This is a genomic window from Flavobacterium hibernum (assembly GCF_000832125.1).
GTDB classification, from domain to species: domain Bacteria; phylum Bacteroidota; class Bacteroidia; order Flavobacteriales; family Flavobacteriaceae; genus Flavobacterium; species Flavobacterium hibernum.
The window spans coordinates 22,165-38,727 of sequence record NZ_JPRK01000022.1 but is presented as its reverse complement, the minus strand read 5'-3'; the positions used below and the strand labels follow the sequence as shown (position 1 = coordinate 38,727).

Genomic DNA, 16,563 nt, shown 5'->3' with positions numbered 1-16,563 from the left:
GAAACCAGAATAAAAACAGCAACAAATGAAACGAGTAGACTTCGAAATTATAGGAAAAAAGATTGTCGTTGGTACAATACTTTTTTTAGTACCTCTGGCGATTTTGGCCGGCGGATTAGCATTATTAAAACAATTTTTAAAATAAGAAATTATGGCAACAATTCAAAATTCAAAACTAACTAGAGATTTAAGCATCAGTCTTTTGTTATACACATTGCCGGTATTGGCAATTTACCTTTATTTTAAACTAAGTAATGGTGTTGTAAGCGAATCACATATTACATTACCGTCTTTTTTAGAATTTGCAAAACCTGCATTCACCAATATTAGAACATGGGGATTGACCGTTTTTATGCTCGTTTTGGGAATCATCGAATTTAGTGCCGGTTTGTACGACGACCAATGGACTGGCGAAGAACGCAAAATAGATATTATTTCGTTTTTAGCTCCAAAATTAATTTTACCTCCAGTAATCGCTTTTTTTAGCTTAACAGTACTTCCAGTTTTAATTCCGAATCTGGAAAATTCACTTTCGTGGGTTCCGTTTTGGGGAGGTTTTTTCCTAATCGCAATTGCCGATGATTTAACGCAATATTGGTACCACCGTTTGCATCATCAAGTACCATTTTTATGGCGTTTTCATAGAACACATCACTCCGCTCCTTATATGGGAATGGCAATGCTTTCGAGACAAAATTTTATTTACACCATCTTTTTCTCCCAAATTTACCTAACAGCAACTTTAACTTATTTAGGTTTAGGTTTGCCCGCATTATTTGTTTTGGTTTTAAAAAGTTTTATCACTCTGGGCGCACATTCTAGCATTGCATGGGATAAACCTTTATACAAATACAAAGTATTACATCCAATTGCATGGGTTTTAGAACGCTTAATCTCTACTCCTGCAACACATCACGCGCATCACGCAGATACAAGTGGCGACGGCGTTGGACATTTTAAAGGGAACTTTGGGAATATGTTTTTTATTTGGGACGTAATCTTCGGTACAGGTTTAATCACTCGAAAATTCCCAAAATCGTACGGAATCAAATCTTATAAACAAGAAGAATGGTACGCACAGTTTCTTTGGCCAATATTTAAATCTAAAAAAGAAGGAAGTGCTTTAGCAGATGGCGTTTTCTCAGTTCCCTTAAAACCAAAAGCCGAAAATGCTACACCAAGTCCGGCTTTATACGAGCAAGCTCAATCTTAAAGAATCATGAAAACAAATAAAATAACCACTCTATTAATAGGTTTCACCATTGTTGCAAATGCGCAAGCACCAAAACAAGCGTCAACTTTTACCCAAAAATCAAATGAGGCAGTATATTCAAAATTAAACTTTGATGATACTGCCGATTTTACCGATGCAAAAAGAGGTTTTATTGCAACATTACCAGATGGAAAAATTGTCTCTAAAACTGGAAATGTTGCCGTAAACCTAAACGATTTTGCTTTTATAAAAGGAAAATCTCCCGCAACCGCAAATCCGGCTTTGTGGCGTCAGGCACAATTAAACAACATCAACGGATTATTTAAAATTACCAATGGCGTTTATCAGGTTCGTTCGCTAGACATTGCCAATATTTCATTCATAGAAACCAAAACTGGTTATGTTGTCATCGATGCATTAACCATTGGAGAAGCTTCGACAGCAGCTTATGAATTAGTTAAAAAACACGTAGCCAATAAACCAATTTTAGCAGTAATTGTAACCCACACCCACGGCGATCATTATGGTGGTATCGAAGGTTTGGTTTCCGCCGAAGATATCAAATCAGGAAAAGTAAAATTTATTACACCAAAAGGTTTTTACGAAGAAGCGGTAAGCGAAAATGTACTGTTAGGAAACGTAATGCGACGACGTGCCGGATATCAATTTGGGTTAGGTTTAGAAAAAAGTGCAACAGGTCAAGTCGATGTTGGTTTAGGAAAACCTTTTTTATCCGGAGGTTCTTCATCGCTTTTACAACCCAATTTTGAAGTCGAAAAAACAGGTCAAAAAATTACAATTGATGGTTTGGATTTAGTTTTTCAGCTTACGCCGAATTCTGAAGCTCCGGCCGAATTAACAGTCTTTGCTCCTGCTCAAAAAGTATTTTTTTCTGCCGAAATTGCAAGTCACACCTATCATAATGTTTTAACGCCTCGAGGAGCAAAAACAAGAGATGCAAAAGCTTGGGCTGGGTATATAGATGAAGCTATTGATTTGTTTGGAGATAAGACCGAATTTATCGTTCCGTCTCATACATGGCCAGTTTATGGGCATGATAAAGGAATTACTTTTCTTGAAAAACAGCGTGATTTATACAAATACGTTCACGATCAAACCGTTCATTTGGCCAACAAAGGTCTAAATAAAGATGAGATTGCCGAAGAAATAAAGCTTCCTGCCGAATTATCTAAAGAATGGTATAACCGAGATTTTTATGGAACGGTGAAACACAATGCCAAAGCAACGTATCAATTTTATTTGGGTTGGTGGGACGGAAATCCTGCTGATTACGATAAACTTCCTCAAGTCGAGGCGGCAAAGAAATATGTAGAATGGTTTGGCGGCGAAGAAACCGCATTAAAAAAAGCAACCGAAAGCTACCAAAAAGGCGAATACCGTTGGGTTGCCGAAGTTTTAAAACATGTCATTTTTGCAAATCCTGAAAATGTTCCGGCCAAAAATTTGCAAGCTGATGCATTCGAACAAATTGCCTATCAAAGTGAATCCGGAATTTGGAGAGATTTATATTTATCCGGAGCCAAGGAACTTCGTGAAGGTGTAATTGTTCCTAAAAACCCAATCAATCGTGCCGCTGGATTTTTAGCATCATTAACTCCCGAAGCTATCTTTGATTACTTATCAATTACTGTTGATGGAAACAAAGCCGCTGGAAAAGAAATCTCTTTACGTTTTGTTTTCCCCGAACTCAATAAAAACATTTTGGTTTATCTTAAAAATGGCGTTTTGCATCAAAGTCAAACGCGTGTAAACGACAAAGCCGAATTTACATTGGCCATTTCAAAAGCCAAGTTTGTAGAATTATTGACCAATCCCGAAAATGCAAGAACAATTTTATTTTCTGAAGGAGTAATTTTTGAAGGCGATCCGCTAAAATTCAGAGAATTGGCAGGTGTTTTTGAACCTGCAAATCCGTATTGGAATATTGTTACACCTTAAAAACTACAAATCATGAAAAATAAAATATTTAAAAATAGTATTACAACCGCCATTTTGCTTTTTACGGTTTTGGGATTTTCACAAAACAAAAGCTCAAATACCGTAACTTTAGATGTATTTTATTCGAAAATTAAAAGCGAAAAAAATCCACAAATAATTGATGCCAGAGGCCCAGAAGAATTTGTACTAAACCATATCAATGGCGCTGTTAATTTTAATCTGGAATCTAAAGATTATGATCAACAAATTGCAAAACTAGACAAGACAAGACCTGTTTTCACCTATTCTATTGGTGCAGGACGAAGTGTTTGGCTGGCAGACGATTTATTAAAAAAAGGTTTCAAAGAAGCGTATAGTCTAGAAGGCGGAATTGCCAATTGGATTGGAAACGGAAAACCTTTTTATGCCAATTCTAAAAGCAAATTGACACTGGCAGAATACAAAAAAATCATCTCAGAAAACAAAGATGTTTTGGTTGATATTGGCTCTAAATATTGTGCTCCGTGCAAAAAAGTAAAACCCATTTTAGAAACCATTAAAGCACAATACGGTGAACATCTTAAAATTGTAGAAATAGAACTGGAAGATAGTCCGCAAGTAATTGCCGATTTAAAAACCGTAAAAGTCTTCCCTACTTTGATCTTATACAAAGACGGAAAAATTGTATTCAAAAAAGAAGGTTTAGGCGATTTGAAAAACGATGTTGATGTGGCTTTGTCTGCTAAATAATGCGATTGTTATATTTTTTTTCACGCTGATTTTGCAGATTGAGCTGATTTTTATTTTAATCTACTAAATCTTTTAATCTGTGCTTCGCAATTAGAATCGTCATTTTTGTCATCCCGAGGAACGAGGGATCTTCGCAAGAAACTAACACAAAGTGTATGTAGATTGTCGAGCTACTAACGGGGATCCCTCGTTCCTCGGGATGACAAAAATGCGAATAAAACTTTGACAAAGATTGTAGCTAAAACAACATCCAAAACAAAAACAAAAAACTATGCCATTATCCAAAACAAAAAAGATCATTCTCCCAATAGTTGCTATCCTTTTTCTATTGGCGATATTTTTATTCTGGCCCATCAATACGGATGGAACATTAGTACAGCCTGATAAAAAATTATTAGCCGGAAAAACAGCATTTCTTGCTCAAAAAGTTAACACAGACAAAACTTTAAAAAAACCAAATATCATTATCATTCTGGCTGATGACTTAGGAAAATATGACATTTCGCTATACGGTGGAAAATCGACTCCAACGCCACAAATCGATTCGCTAGCAGCTTCAGGAGTTACTTTTCAGGACGGATATGTTTCGGCTTCGATTTGTTCGCCTTCTCGTGCCGGAATATTAACAGGTCGTTATCAGGAACGTTTTGGTCACGAATACCAGCCTGGCGACCGTTATCCAAAAAACAACTTAGAATATTATGGTTTTAAATATTTAATTAATACCAATAACTGGAGATTAAACGACAAAATCAATTATCCAAACGAAGCTTCAATCGCAACTCAGGGATTACCACAATCTGAAATTACATTTGCAGATTTGGCCAAAAAACAAGGTTACAGCACCGCAATTATCGGAAAATGGCATCTTGGACACAACAAAGGTTTTTTCCCTTTAGACAGAGGTTTCGATTATCATTACGGGTTTTATCAGGCATTTTCGCTTTACACACCCGAAGATGATAATCCGGATATCATCAATCACCATCACAAAGATTTTACCGATAAAATGATTTGGGGAAAAGGCCGTGTTGGAATTGGGCAAATTCGTCGCGATACTACTATTATTCATAACAAAGCCTATTTAACCGAAACATTCGCGGATGAAGCCGAAGCTTTTATCGATAAAAATAAAACAAAACCTTTCTTGCTTTACGTTCCGTTTAACGCACCACACACGCCATTTCAGGTTCGCAAAAAATACTACGATCGTTTCCCAAATGTAAAAGACGAAAACAAACGTGTTTATTTTGCCATGATTAGTGCGCTTGATGATGCTGTTGGAAGAATTAGAGCCAAAGTAAAAAAAGAAGGTCTCGAAGATAATACATTAATCATTTTTGCAAGTGATAACGGTGGCGCCGATTATACTTTTGCAACTACAAATGCACCACTAAAAGCCGGTAAGTTTTCTCATTTTGAAGGTGGTGTAAATGTTCCGTTTGCACTTTCGTGGAAAGGAAAAATTAAACCGCATACGATTTATAAAACTCCGGTAAGTACATTAGACATTTTTAGTACGATTGCAGCAGCCATTCATTCTGATTTACCAAAAGATCGTATTTATGATGGTGTAGATTTGGTAAATACCGTAAATGAAAACAAAGAAGCACACAAAACTTTATACTGGCGTTCCGGCGATGCAAAAGCCATTAGAAGCGGAGATTGGAAATTAATCGTAAGCGGAAAAACGCATGAAGAATGGCTTTATAATCTGGCAAAAGATAAATCTGAAACAACAGATTTGGCTTCAAAAAATCCTGAAAAAGTAAAGGAACTACAACTTGCTTTACAAAACTGGGAGAAAGGTTTAATAAAACCTTTATGGCCAAATCTAACCTATTATGAATTTGATTTTGGCAAACAAAAATACTTTGTCGATTTGTAGTCAACATCATACAAACCCGACAGGTTTTATCTCGAGGCTTCGGGACTGTCGGGTTTAACTCAGTATCTCTTTTTTACATTGATTCTTTGAATTGCCTCCAACTTTAGCTGGAGTTTAAAAATGAAGATATTCAAAGGCTTTAGCCAAATAAAAAGTTCGGCTAAAGCCAATTTCATTGAAATAACAATAATCTCCTAAAGCTGGAGTCTATTCAAAAAAATTAAAACCATTAAATAATACAATGTCAACCTCAACCAAATCATTTACTATTCACGAAGACTGGACCGTTGTAATTCTCGGATTTATAATCATTGGGACTTCTCTTTTTGTTTTCCTTCCCGAAGTTCCTGTTTTCAAGTGGTCAACCGGAACAGATTTATTCCAAGATGTATTCGATTTTCAAAACCTAAAAATCCTCGGATTCCAGTTTTTATATCTCATTTCTATAGGTGCTTTGGGCGCATTCTTAATTGGAAAATCTGTAAAATACTTTCTATTGGGTTTCCCAATTGTTTATATTTTAACCGTTATTGCACTAATCATTGCCGGAAATACCGAAGTAAAAGGATTAAATCTCGAAGCTGTAATTTTCAGTTTAGCGATTGGTTTAGCGATTGGTAATTTCTTTAAACTTCCGGACTGGTTTCGATCAGCGCTTTCGACAGAAGTATTTGTCAAAATTGGATTGGTTTTATTGGGAACCAGCGTCATATTTTCAGACATTTTAAAAGCAGGTTCTTTAGGATTAATTCAGGCTTTGGTTGTGGTTTTATCCGTTTGGTATTTTGCTTTTTGGTTGTGCAAAAAACTAAAAGTCGATGACGAATTAACCATGATGATTTCGAGTGCCGTTTCTATTTGTGGCGTTTCTGCTGCCATTGCAACTTCGGGAGCGATTAAAGGCGATTCTAAAAAACTGTCTTATGTTATTTCGATTGTTTTGGTAACCGCAATTCCCATGATGATTTTCATGCCCATAATTGCCAAATATTTCAACTTCCCAGAAGAAGTTACCGGAGCGTGGTTAGGCGGAAGCATCGATACCTCTGGCGCAGTTGTAGCTTCGGGTTCTTTGGTTGGAGAAACCGCTTTAAAAATTAGTACAATTGTAAAATTCTCTCAAAATGTATTGTTAGGAATTGCTGCTTTTGCTATCTCTGTTTATTGGACCTATACACACAACAAATCAGCAGAAGCTGTAGAATCAAAACCAACTTTGAGTGTTATTTGGGAGCGTTTTCCAAAATTTGTTATTGGTTTTATTGCTGCTTCTCTTCTATTCTCTTTTCTTTTAACTTCTGAAGTTCGAGATGGCGTAAAAGACAGTTTGAAAAATCTACAAGGCATTTGGTTTGCTTTAGCTTTTACGAGTATTGGTCTCGAAACCAACTTTAAAGATTTACTGAGCAATAATAGTAGAAAACCACTATATGCGTTTTTAATCGCGCAATTGTTTAATGTAATTGTTACGCTGATTATTGCGTTTTTGCTTTTTGGTAAATAATCGCACTCATTGTCCTCCTGAGCGAAGTCGAAGGACACTTAAGTAGCTCGACAAAGATTGTCGTTATTTCTTTAAGGAGTTTCGTGCGTGTCCTTCGACTTCGCTCAGGAAGACAAAAAATGCGCACACCAATTTTTCTAATAAAACTTCGATAAAGTTAAAACCCAATAATTTCTAAAAAATTAAAATATCAACAATAATGAAAAAAACAATTATTACGCTAAACCTTCTGTTATCTACAGTCGTTTTAGTTTCGGCACAAAATAAAGCAACTCAAGAAACATCAAAACCCAATATCGTTTTAATAATGGTGGATGATATGGGTTATTCTGATTTAGGAAATTATGGTTCCGAAATTAAAACACCAAATTTAGATAAACTGGCTAGCGAAGGTTTACGCTTGCGCGAATTTTACAATAACTCGATTTGTGCACCAACTCGTGGTTCGTTGCTTACTGGACAATATCAGCACAAAGCCGGAATGGGATTTTTTGATGTTAATTTAGGATTGCCTGCTTATCAGGGATATTTAAATAAAGAATCCTTGACTTTAGGCGAAGTTTTCCGTTCCGGAGGTTACAGCACTTTGCTTTCAGGAAAATGGCATGTAGGTTCTGAAGATCAGGCGCAATGGCCAAATCAGAGAGGTTTTGATAAGTTTTACGGAATCCTGAAAGGCGCCTCAAACTATTTTGATACTAAACCGTTGCCTTTTGGGAAAACACCTTATCCTGTAAAACTGATTCGGAATAATGAAGAATTACATCCAAAAGATGATTCGTACTATTTTACAGATGAAATTGGCAATAATGCTGTAACTTTTCTAGACGAACAAAACAAAGAAAATAAACCGTTCTTTTTATACTTAGCTTTTACGGCACCGCACTGGCCATTGCAGGCAAAACCGGTTGATATTGCCAAATACAGAGGGAAATTTGATGAAGGTTGGGACATTTTAAGAGAAAAAAGAATTGCAAAACTAAAAGCAAACGGCATTTTACCTTCAGATCAAACGGTTTCTCCAAGAGATCCCGAAGTTCCGGAATGGAGTAAATTAACGTATGATGAAAAACAATTCTGGAAAGCAAAGATGGAAGTTTATGCCGCAATGGTCGATAATATGGATCAGAATGTGGGGAAAGTTCTGGAGAAACTAAAAGCTTTAAAAAAGGATAAAAACACGCTGATTATTTTTATTTCAGACAATGGCGCGCAAGGTGGTTTCAATACTTATAATCCGCTAGGGCGAGGTTTGGTTCGAAATGATGGACCTGTTGGAACTTCGGGTTCATTTGATTATCAGGAACAAAATTGGGCTTATTTATCGAATACTCCACTTCAACAATATAAAAATAATATGCATGAAGGCGGATTCAGTTCTCCTTTTATTGCGTGGTTTCCATCAAAAATAAAAGCGGGCAGAATCGATAAGGGAACGGGACACATTATTGACCTTGCTCCTACTTTTTATGAATTGGCAGGAATCGAATATCCACAGGAATACAATGGTGTAAAGTCAAATCCGTTAGCAGGAAAAAGTCTATTACCCGTTTTATTCGATAATGTTTCAGAGGTTAACAGAGGCGCTCCTCTATTTTGGGAAAGAGCTGGAAACAGAGCGGTTAGAGATGGAAAATGGAAATTAGTTTCGACTTATCCATCTTACGAATGGGAACTTTATAATATAGAAACAGATCGCGGTGAAACCACAAATGTTGCACAGCAAAACCTAGGAATAGTAAACAAACTTTCGGCTTCTTATTTTGATTGGGCAGATAAAACAGGAGTTGTAGAATACAGTAAATTCAAATTAAAAACAGAAGTTATGCCCGGTGGCGCAGCTTTAAAGAAATAATTTATAATAAAAAACTTTGATAAAAACTTAATTTTAAAGTTGGTCTGCGCATTTTCGTCATTTCGACGAAGGAGAAATCTCCACAAGAAGCTCGACAAAGATTGGGCTTTCATTGCGTCCCGAAGCTTCGGGATTACGGAGATTTCTCCTTCGTCGAAATGACAATGATTATGGTTATTTTGAATAAAACTAAAGTTTCTATAAGCCTGAATTCATTTTCGAATTTAAATTAAAAACGCACAGATACTTACCAAAATCATTCACTCAAAAAAGAGTATTTCATTTATGTAAGCTACTTAAAGACAGAAAAATAAGTATAAAAATCTCACTTATACTTATTTTTTTGTCTTTTTTTTATTTTCCGAAATAAATATTTAACAAATTAAAAACCAATAACTTACAAACAAAATCATTTCACATTTCATCAATCACATTCTCACTTTCTTAAATAAATTTTAAAAAACTTTTGGATATTATTATATTAAAATTAACTTTGTCTATAGAATTAGTAGAGTTTAAAACCAAAAGAACTACATTTTGAAAACAACCGAAAGCATATCGTATTACATTCTTCCTAAAAAATATACATATAACACCTTTTGTTATATGTGCTTCTGTTGTTAAATCCCCTAAAAAACTTTTGTTTATAACTGACTTTCTTTTATGAAATCAGAATTAAAAAACGAATCTCTCAAGGCCTAAAAAGTTTCTTATTGAAAATTATAAATCATTTTGTTGCGCTTTTCTGCATCAAAGAGATTATTACGCATAACTATAAATCATCCAAAAAAAATAACTAAAAACTAACAAACATGACACAAATACACCAGTACAATTGCACCTAAAAAATTTCTGCGGCAACAGAAATAACAAGGTTTAAGAAACATTTATCACTAAATAAAAGAATGCAAAACGAGGGTTTTATTAAACTTTCGAGGCATTTTTTAATTACAAAAAATCAATACCAAGAATGAAAAAAAATACAAAACTTATTTTATGGATTAGCATTTTGTTTATTTCAATTGGCGTGAATGCACAAAATACAGAACCTAATATTCAGTCGAAGCTTAACGGAACGATTGTAGATCAAACCACAAATCAGCCTATTGTTGGTGCGGCCGTAAACATAAAAGGAACTACACACGGCGTAGAAACTGATTTAGACGGAAAATTTTACTTTCAAACGGGTCAAAAATTTCCATATACTTTAATCATAAATTATATTGGATATAACTCTAAAGAGGTTATTGTTGACGGAAGTCCTGTGGTTATAAAACTTACGGAACAAGTCGAAAAACTAGACGAGATTGTTGTTGTAGGTTACGGAACATCGGCAAAAAAAACCTTTACGGGAGCTACGGCAAAAATCGATGCAAAACAAATCGCCAACCGTCCGGCACAAAGTTTTGATCAATTATTAGGCGGTCAGGCTTCCGGATTAAATATTGTTCAGCCTAGCGGATCTTTAAATACTACTCCTGTAATTCGAATTCGAGGTATCAATTCTATCACAAGTTCTCTTTATCCGTTAGTTATTGTAGATGGTGTTACTGTTTTTACAGGAACTGCAGGAGGTGCAATTGGAAACAATCCGCTTTCTGACATTAACCCAAATGATATTGAGTCTGTAGATGTTTTAAAAGATGCTTCGGCAGCAGCAGTTTATGGTTCCCGAGCAGCAAATGGTGTTATCGTAATTACAACCAAAAAAGGAAAAAAAGGAAAGGTAAATGTAAATTATGATGTTTGGGTAAGCTGGAATAAAGCTACGAACTTGCCAAAACTTTTAAACGCACAGGATTATGTTACGATTAAAAATGAGGCCAGAACAAATGCAGGATTATCGCCTGGTTTTGCTTTAGGTCAAAATGCCGATGGATCTACAATTGGCACTAATTGGTACGATGTAGCTTATCATACAGGTGTTTCGCAAAATCATAACTTAAGTTTTTCTGGTGCAACAAATGCTACGAGTTATTTTGTTTCGACAAGCTATTCTGATCAAAACGGAATTTTAAAAACAAACGAATTTATTCGAAAAGGTATCCGCTTAAACTTCGAACATAAATTAAATAATTCGCTTACTTTAGGAACGAATTTCTCCTACAATAACTCTTTAAATTCTGGACCAAATTCAGGATCTTCTACACCAAATTCGGTTGCATCTTCGGCAGGAAATAGCGTTAATACTCAATATATTGGTTTACAACCTTTAGGTAGGCTTACTTATATTTTGCCTTCAAACGTTTCTGTTTATAATCCTGATGGTTCTTATAATATTAATCCGAGTAACGGAAATATTGGGTACAGTGCAAATAGTCCTGCATTGGGTGTTTTTAATGCATACAACTTGCAAACGATTTTAGATTTAGATAAAAATACTTCTGAGAACAATACTTTTATCGGAAGTGTTTATGCTGAGCTGGAAATCATCAAAAACTTAAAATTTAAAACCGTTTATGGTATCAATAATTTTGTTGTAGAAAACAAAGAATTTAGAAATCCGTATAGTGGAGATGGTTTCTCTACTAAAGGAAGTGCCACAAACTCGAATACTAAATACTCTAGATCTAACTGGACGAATACGCTAACCTACTCGACTATATTTGATCAAAAACACAGTTTGAAAGTGCTTTTGGGACAGGAAAAAAATGTTCGCGAAATTGACGGTTGGGGCGCTATAAAAACGGGTTTAACGGATCCTTTTTTTACAAGTTACCAAGGCGGATTTACAACTATTGCTCCTGGTCCTTCTGTCCAGACAGAAAATGTTTTGCTTTCTTATTTTAGTAGTATTGCTTACGATTACGACAAAAAATACCTGTTGAACCTTAACTTTAGAAGAGACGGATTATCGGCATTGGCTTCTGGAAATAAATGGGGAAATTTTGGTGGTGCTTCTATTGGATGGAATGTTTCGGAAGAAGATTTCTTTAAAAACTCTTCTGTAAAAAGTGTTTTAAATGCTTTAAAAGTTCGTGCGAGTTACGGAATTGTTGGTAACAGTGAATTAAACGATTATGCAGCTTTATCGCAATACACGGCAGGAACTTATGCAGGAGTTCCAACATTGAATTTTGCACAATCAGGAAACTCAAATTTAAAATGGGAAACGAGTAAAAAGTTTGATATTGGTCTTAATTTAGGATTGTTTGACAATAGAATTACTGTCGAAGCCGATTATTACAAAAATGACATTAATGACTTGATTTTAAATGCTCCGCAATCTTTATCACAAGGAATTCCAAATAACTCTATTGCTGCCAATGTTGGTTCTTTATACAACAAAGGTTTTGAACTTACGGTTAGTGCCAATATTATAGACAACAATGATTTTCAATGGAATGCAAGTTTAAATTTGTCTACTATTAAAAACAAAGTGACTTCTTTAGGTGGTTACGGAGATATTTACCCAACGGCTTTAAGCACTTTCGGAATCCAAAATATTACCAGAGAAGGTTATTCTGTAGGATCTATTTTTGCGGTGCCAACAACGGGTGTTAATCCGGAAAACGGAAATCGTGTTTATGTAAACGCTAATAATGAAGAGGTTCAATATAATGCGCTGACAAAAGCTTTTACTTATCTAAACGGAAATACTGCTCCGGCAATCGACAACTATCGTGACGGACGTATTCAAGGGCCTTCTCTACCTACTTATTACGGAGGTTTAAACAATAATTTGTCTTATAAAAATTTCGATTTAACGATTGGTTTAACATTCTCTGGCGGAAATAAATTATACAACGGTACAAGATCAACTTTATCAGATCAGCGTTTCTTTAACAACGGAACTTTCATAAAAGATCGTTGGACAACTCCGGGACAAGTTACAGATATTCCAAAATTAGTTTACGGAGATAGTTTCTCTGGTGGTTTCTCGTCAAGCAACTCTGCTTATGTCGAAGATGGATCTTACTTAAAAGTAAAAAACATCATTTTAAGTTACAGAATTCCGGTTAAGAACGAATTAGTTAGCAAATACATTTCATCTGCAAAAGTATATGCGCAAGGTTCAAACTTATTGACTTGGACAAAATATCGTGGTTCAGATCCTGAGATTTCTATTAACGGAAACTCAATCAATTCTGGAAAAGATCAAAACGTTCCGGCAAATTCTTCTGTATTCACTTTAGGACTTAATGTAGGTTTCTAGACATCAATTTTAGTTAAACCATAAAATAAAAACATCATGATTTTCAAATCTAAAAATTATAAAAAGAGTATCCAAAAAACCTTAATTATTGCACCATTTGTAGCTTTATTATTGGCAGGATGTAGTGATAATGCACTGGATACTGTTCCTGAAACGAGTATTTCTACAGAAACCGCTTTTAGTACACCAGCCAAAATTTTGGCTCAGGTAAACGGACTTTACGGACAGTTTAGTAATCAAGCACTTTACGGCGGTCGCTTCATTATTTTTAACGAACAAAGAGGAAACGAATTTAGCCAGAATGATGGTAACAACTCGACTGGAGCCAATGTCTGGAACCAATCGATCACATCATCAGGAGATTTTGTAAACTCGGTTTGGAGCGTTGCCTATACAGCTATAAATTTCTCGAATATTTTAATCGATAATTTAGCTACTTCTACAGTGGTTACGGAGGATTTACGTAAAAACTATATTGCCGAAGCTAAGTTTATTAGAGCCATTTCGTATTTGAGTCTCGTTCAAACCTACGCAAAACCTTATGCACAAAATAGTGCTGCATTGGCGCTTCCGCTACGATTAAAAGGAAACTCGTCTGGCGGACTTAATGATTTGGCTTTTAGCAGTGTTGCCGACATTTACACTCAAATAATAAAAGACTTAGACGAAGCCGAAACTGATTTACCAGAAAGTTATTCAACAGGAATTCTTAACGCTTCGAGAGCACATAAAGCTACAGCAATTGCCTTAAAAACAAGAGTATATTTGAGCAAAGCCGATTATGCTAAAGTAGTTTCCGAAGCTTCTAAACTTGTTCCTTCGGCAGCACCTTTTCAATATGTTTCCGGAAGTTTAACGCATCGTTTAGAGCCAAATGTTGCTACTGTTTTTGGAGGTTCGTATGTTGGTAATGAAGCTGTTTTTTCAATTCCGTTTACAACTGCTGCCGAAGCTCCGGGATTGCAAAGTGCATTAGGCGGAAATTATTTAACTCCGGTTCTATACTTTAATTCGGCTGGAATTATTGCCGATAATGTTTTTGCTTCACCAACCTCAACAGATGCTCGAAAAGCTTTGGTAATTACCAATTCGACAGGACAAAAATTATTGAACAAATTCAAGAAAAATGGAGCACCTTTTACAGATTACGTTCCAGTAATTCGCTATGCCGAAGTAATCTTGAATTATGCCGAAGCCGCTGCTCAAAACGACAATTTGCCTTTGGCGAGAACATTATTATCAGCCGTTCGAAATCGTTCTGATGCTACCTATATATTCACAACCGGAGTAACAACAAAAGCTGAATTGATTGCAACTATTTTAAACGAAAGAAGAATCGAATTAGTAGGCGAAGGATTCCGTACTCCAGATTTATTGAGACGTGTACAAACTCTTCCGGGCAAAACAGGAAACGCCGGTGTAGCGCCGGAAGTATTGCCAACAGCGAGTAATTATGTTTGGGCAATTCCGAGTAATGAATTGGCTTATAACAAACTGGCTCCAAAATAGAATTAGACTTTTAAAAAAATATCAAGACATTAAAAAAGAAATAACGAAATGAAAAATAATTTTAAATATCTGGCTTTAATCTTCGCTACGACGATTATCACAGCACAGCAAAAAAATACCGCCGAAAAGATTTTCATAAACGGTAATATTATCACGGTCGATGCAAAAAATAGTACTGCACAAGCTGTTGCGGTAAGTAACGGTAAAATTCTTGCCGTTGGAACGAATAGCACAATCGAAAAACTAAAAGATAAAAACACAATTGTTGTTGACTTAAAAGGTAAAACAGTTGTTCCGGGTTTTATTGATGGTCATAGCCATTTTATGGGTTTATCGAGATCGACGACTGTAAATGTTGGTTCTCCGCCAATGGGTACTGTTAAAAACATTGCCGATTTGGTAAGTCGTATTCAGGATTTTCAGAAAGAAAAGAAAATCGCTCCGGGCGAATGGATCGATGCTTACGGATATGACCAAGATCAATTGGAAGAAAAAAGACACCCGAATAAAGAAGATCTTGACGCTGCTTTTCCAAACAATCCCGTAACGATTACCAATATCAACGGGCATATGTCAGTTTCCAATTCGTACGCGTTGAAACTTTCAGGAATTGACGCCAGCACACCAAATCCTGCCGGTGGAGCAATCGAAAGAAAAAAAGGAACTAACGAACCTACTGGATTATTACAGGAAAATGCTGCCAGATTACTAAAAAGACCTGCAAAACCTGCTCCTACTTTAGACGAGCAAATAAAAAGTTTAAAAGAACAGCAATTGTTTTATGCCAGTAACGGAATTACAACAGCTCAGGATGGATATTCTAGTTTTGAATCTGTTCAATTATTGCACAAAGCGGCAGAAAGAAACGAGTTGTTTATTGATATTGAAGCTTTGCCGGGTTACCCAACTTTAGATAAAGTGCTAGAGAATCCAGAATATAAGTTTGGGGTACTCAAAAACCACTTAAAACTGGCAGGAACAAAAATGATTGCTGATGGTTCTCCACAAGGTAAAACTGCTTTTTTTAGCAAATCGTATTTGGTAGAAGTTCCGGGTTGTAATCATGACGTATGTACAGGTTTCCCAAACATTACACAAGATCAATTTAATGATTTGGTTATTAAAGCATTCAAAAACAATGTTCGCCCGTTTGTGCATTGTAACGGTGATGCAACAATCGATATGTATTTAAAAGCGATCGAAAACGCCAATAAAACTTTAAGCATAAATAGTAACGATCGTAGACCGGTAACTATTCACTCTCAGTTTGTAAGACCAGATCAATTAGACGATTATAAAAAACTGGGCATCATTGCCGCTTTCTTTAGCAATCATGCTTTCTTTTGGGGCGATGTTCACCTTAGAAATCTAGGTCCGGAAAGAGCTAACTTTTTAAGCCCTTTAAAAACAGCCATAAAAAAAGGTGTTGTGGCCACAAACCATACTGATTATCCGGTGACTCCACTGAATCAATTGTTTTTATTGTGGACATCTGTAGAAAGAAAATCACGCACAGGACAAGTTATTGGTCCAGACGAAAGATTATCGCCTATCGAAGGTCTTCGCGCCATTACTATAAACGGTGCTTACGAGTATTTTGAAGAAAATAGTAAAGGTTCTATCGAAACCGGAAAATTGGCAGATTTAGTAGTACTATCTGATGATTTAACCAAAATCGAACCTTCTAAAATAAAAGATATTACCGTTTTGGAAACCATCAAAGAAGGAAAAACAGTTTTTAAAAAATAAC

The 16,563-nt window shown here is 35.7% G+C and carries 9 protein-coding genes; all 9 read left to right on the top strand.

From position 1 onward, the window contains the following. Positions 1-151 precede the first annotated feature (151 nt). Positions 152-1,213: a sterol desaturase family protein gene (locus IW18_RS20700; protein WP_041520104.1), complete on the top strand. Its 1,062-nt coding sequence runs from the start codon at positions 152-154 to the stop codon at positions 1,211-1,213. 6 nt (positions 1,214-1,219) lie between these two features. Next, positions 1,220-3,172: an alkyl/aryl-sulfatase gene (locus IW18_RS20695; protein ID WP_041520102.1), complete on the top strand. Its 1,953-nt coding sequence runs from the start codon at positions 1,220-1,222 to the stop codon at positions 3,170-3,172. Positions 3,173-3,184: 12 nt separating this feature from the next. After that, positions 3,185-3,901, top strand: a complete 717-nt coding sequence (locus tag IW18_RS20690) for a thioredoxin domain-containing protein (RefSeq protein ID WP_041520100.1) — start codon at positions 3,185-3,187, stop codon at positions 3,899-3,901. 271 nt (positions 3,902-4,172) lie between these two features. After that, positions 4,173-5,789 carry a sulfatase-like hydrolase/transferase gene (locus tag IW18_RS20685; RefSeq protein ID WP_041520098.1) on the top strand — a complete coding sequence of 539 codons (1,617 nt, stop codon included), beginning with the start codon at positions 4,173-4,175 and terminating at the stop codon, positions 5,787-5,789. 241 nt (positions 5,790-6,030) lie between these two features. Then, the gene (locus IW18_RS20680; protein WP_041520096.1) at positions 6,031-7,293 is read left to right on the top strand and encodes a YeiH family protein; all 1,263 of its coding nucleotides are present in this window, start codon (positions 6,031-6,033) and stop codon (positions 7,291-7,293) included. A 199-nt stretch (positions 7,294-7,492) separates the two neighbouring features. Then, on the top strand, positions 7,493-9,148 hold the full coding sequence (locus IW18_RS20675) for an arylsulfatase (protein WP_041520094.1): 1,656 nt from the start codon (positions 7,493-7,495) through the stop codon (positions 9,146-9,148). Between the two features lie 970 nt (positions 9,149-10,118). Beyond that, positions 10,119-13,304, top strand: a complete 3,186-nt coding sequence (locus IW18_RS20670) for a SusC/RagA family TonB-linked outer membrane protein (protein ID WP_041520092.1) — start codon at positions 10,119-10,121, stop codon at positions 13,302-13,304. 36 nt (positions 13,305-13,340) lie between these two features. Next, complete coding sequence (locus IW18_RS20665) at positions 13,341-14,813, top strand: RagB/SusD family nutrient uptake outer membrane protein (RefSeq protein WP_041520091.1); 1,473 nt, start codon at positions 13,341-13,343, stop codon at positions 14,811-14,813. A 48-nt stretch (positions 14,814-14,861) separates the two neighbouring features. Continuing rightward, complete coding sequence (locus IW18_RS20660) at positions 14,862-16,562, top strand: amidohydrolase (protein WP_084608005.1); 1,701 nt, start codon at positions 14,862-14,864, stop codon at positions 16,560-16,562. The last annotated feature ends 1 nt before the right edge of the window (position 16,563 follow it).

Excerpts from the sequence above, each read along its gene's own strand:
- IW18_RS20700 (WP_041520104.1), top strand. The coding sequence starts at position 152 with ATGGCAACAATTCAAAATTCAAAACTAACTAGAGATTTAAGCATCAGT.
- IW18_RS20695 (WP_041520102.1), top strand. The coding sequence starts at position 1,220 with ATGAAAACAAATAAAATAACCACTCTATTAATAGGTTTCACCATTGTT.
- IW18_RS20690 (WP_041520100.1), top strand. The coding sequence starts at position 3,185 with ATGAAAAATAAAATATTTAAAAATAGTATTACAACCGCCATTTTGCTT.
- IW18_RS20685 (WP_041520098.1), top strand. The coding sequence starts at position 4,173 with ATGCCATTATCCAAAACAAAAAAGATCATTCTCCCAATAGTTGCTATC.
- IW18_RS20680 (WP_041520096.1), top strand. The coding sequence starts at position 6,031 with ATGTCAACCTCAACCAAATCATTTACTATTCACGAAGACTGGACCGTT.
- IW18_RS20675 (WP_041520094.1), top strand. The coding sequence starts at position 7,493 with ATGAAAAAAACAATTATTACGCTAAACCTTCTGTTATCTACAGTCGTT.
- IW18_RS20670 (WP_041520092.1), top strand. The coding sequence starts at position 10,119 with ATGAAAAAAAATACAAAACTTATTTTATGGATTAGCATTTTGTTTATT.
- IW18_RS20665 (WP_041520091.1), top strand. The coding sequence starts at position 13,341 with ATGATTTTCAAATCTAAAAATTATAAAAAGAGTATCCAAAAAACCTTA.
- IW18_RS20660 (WP_084608005.1), top strand. The coding sequence starts at position 14,862 with ATGAAAAATAATTTTAAATATCTGGCTTTAATCTTCGCTACGACGATT.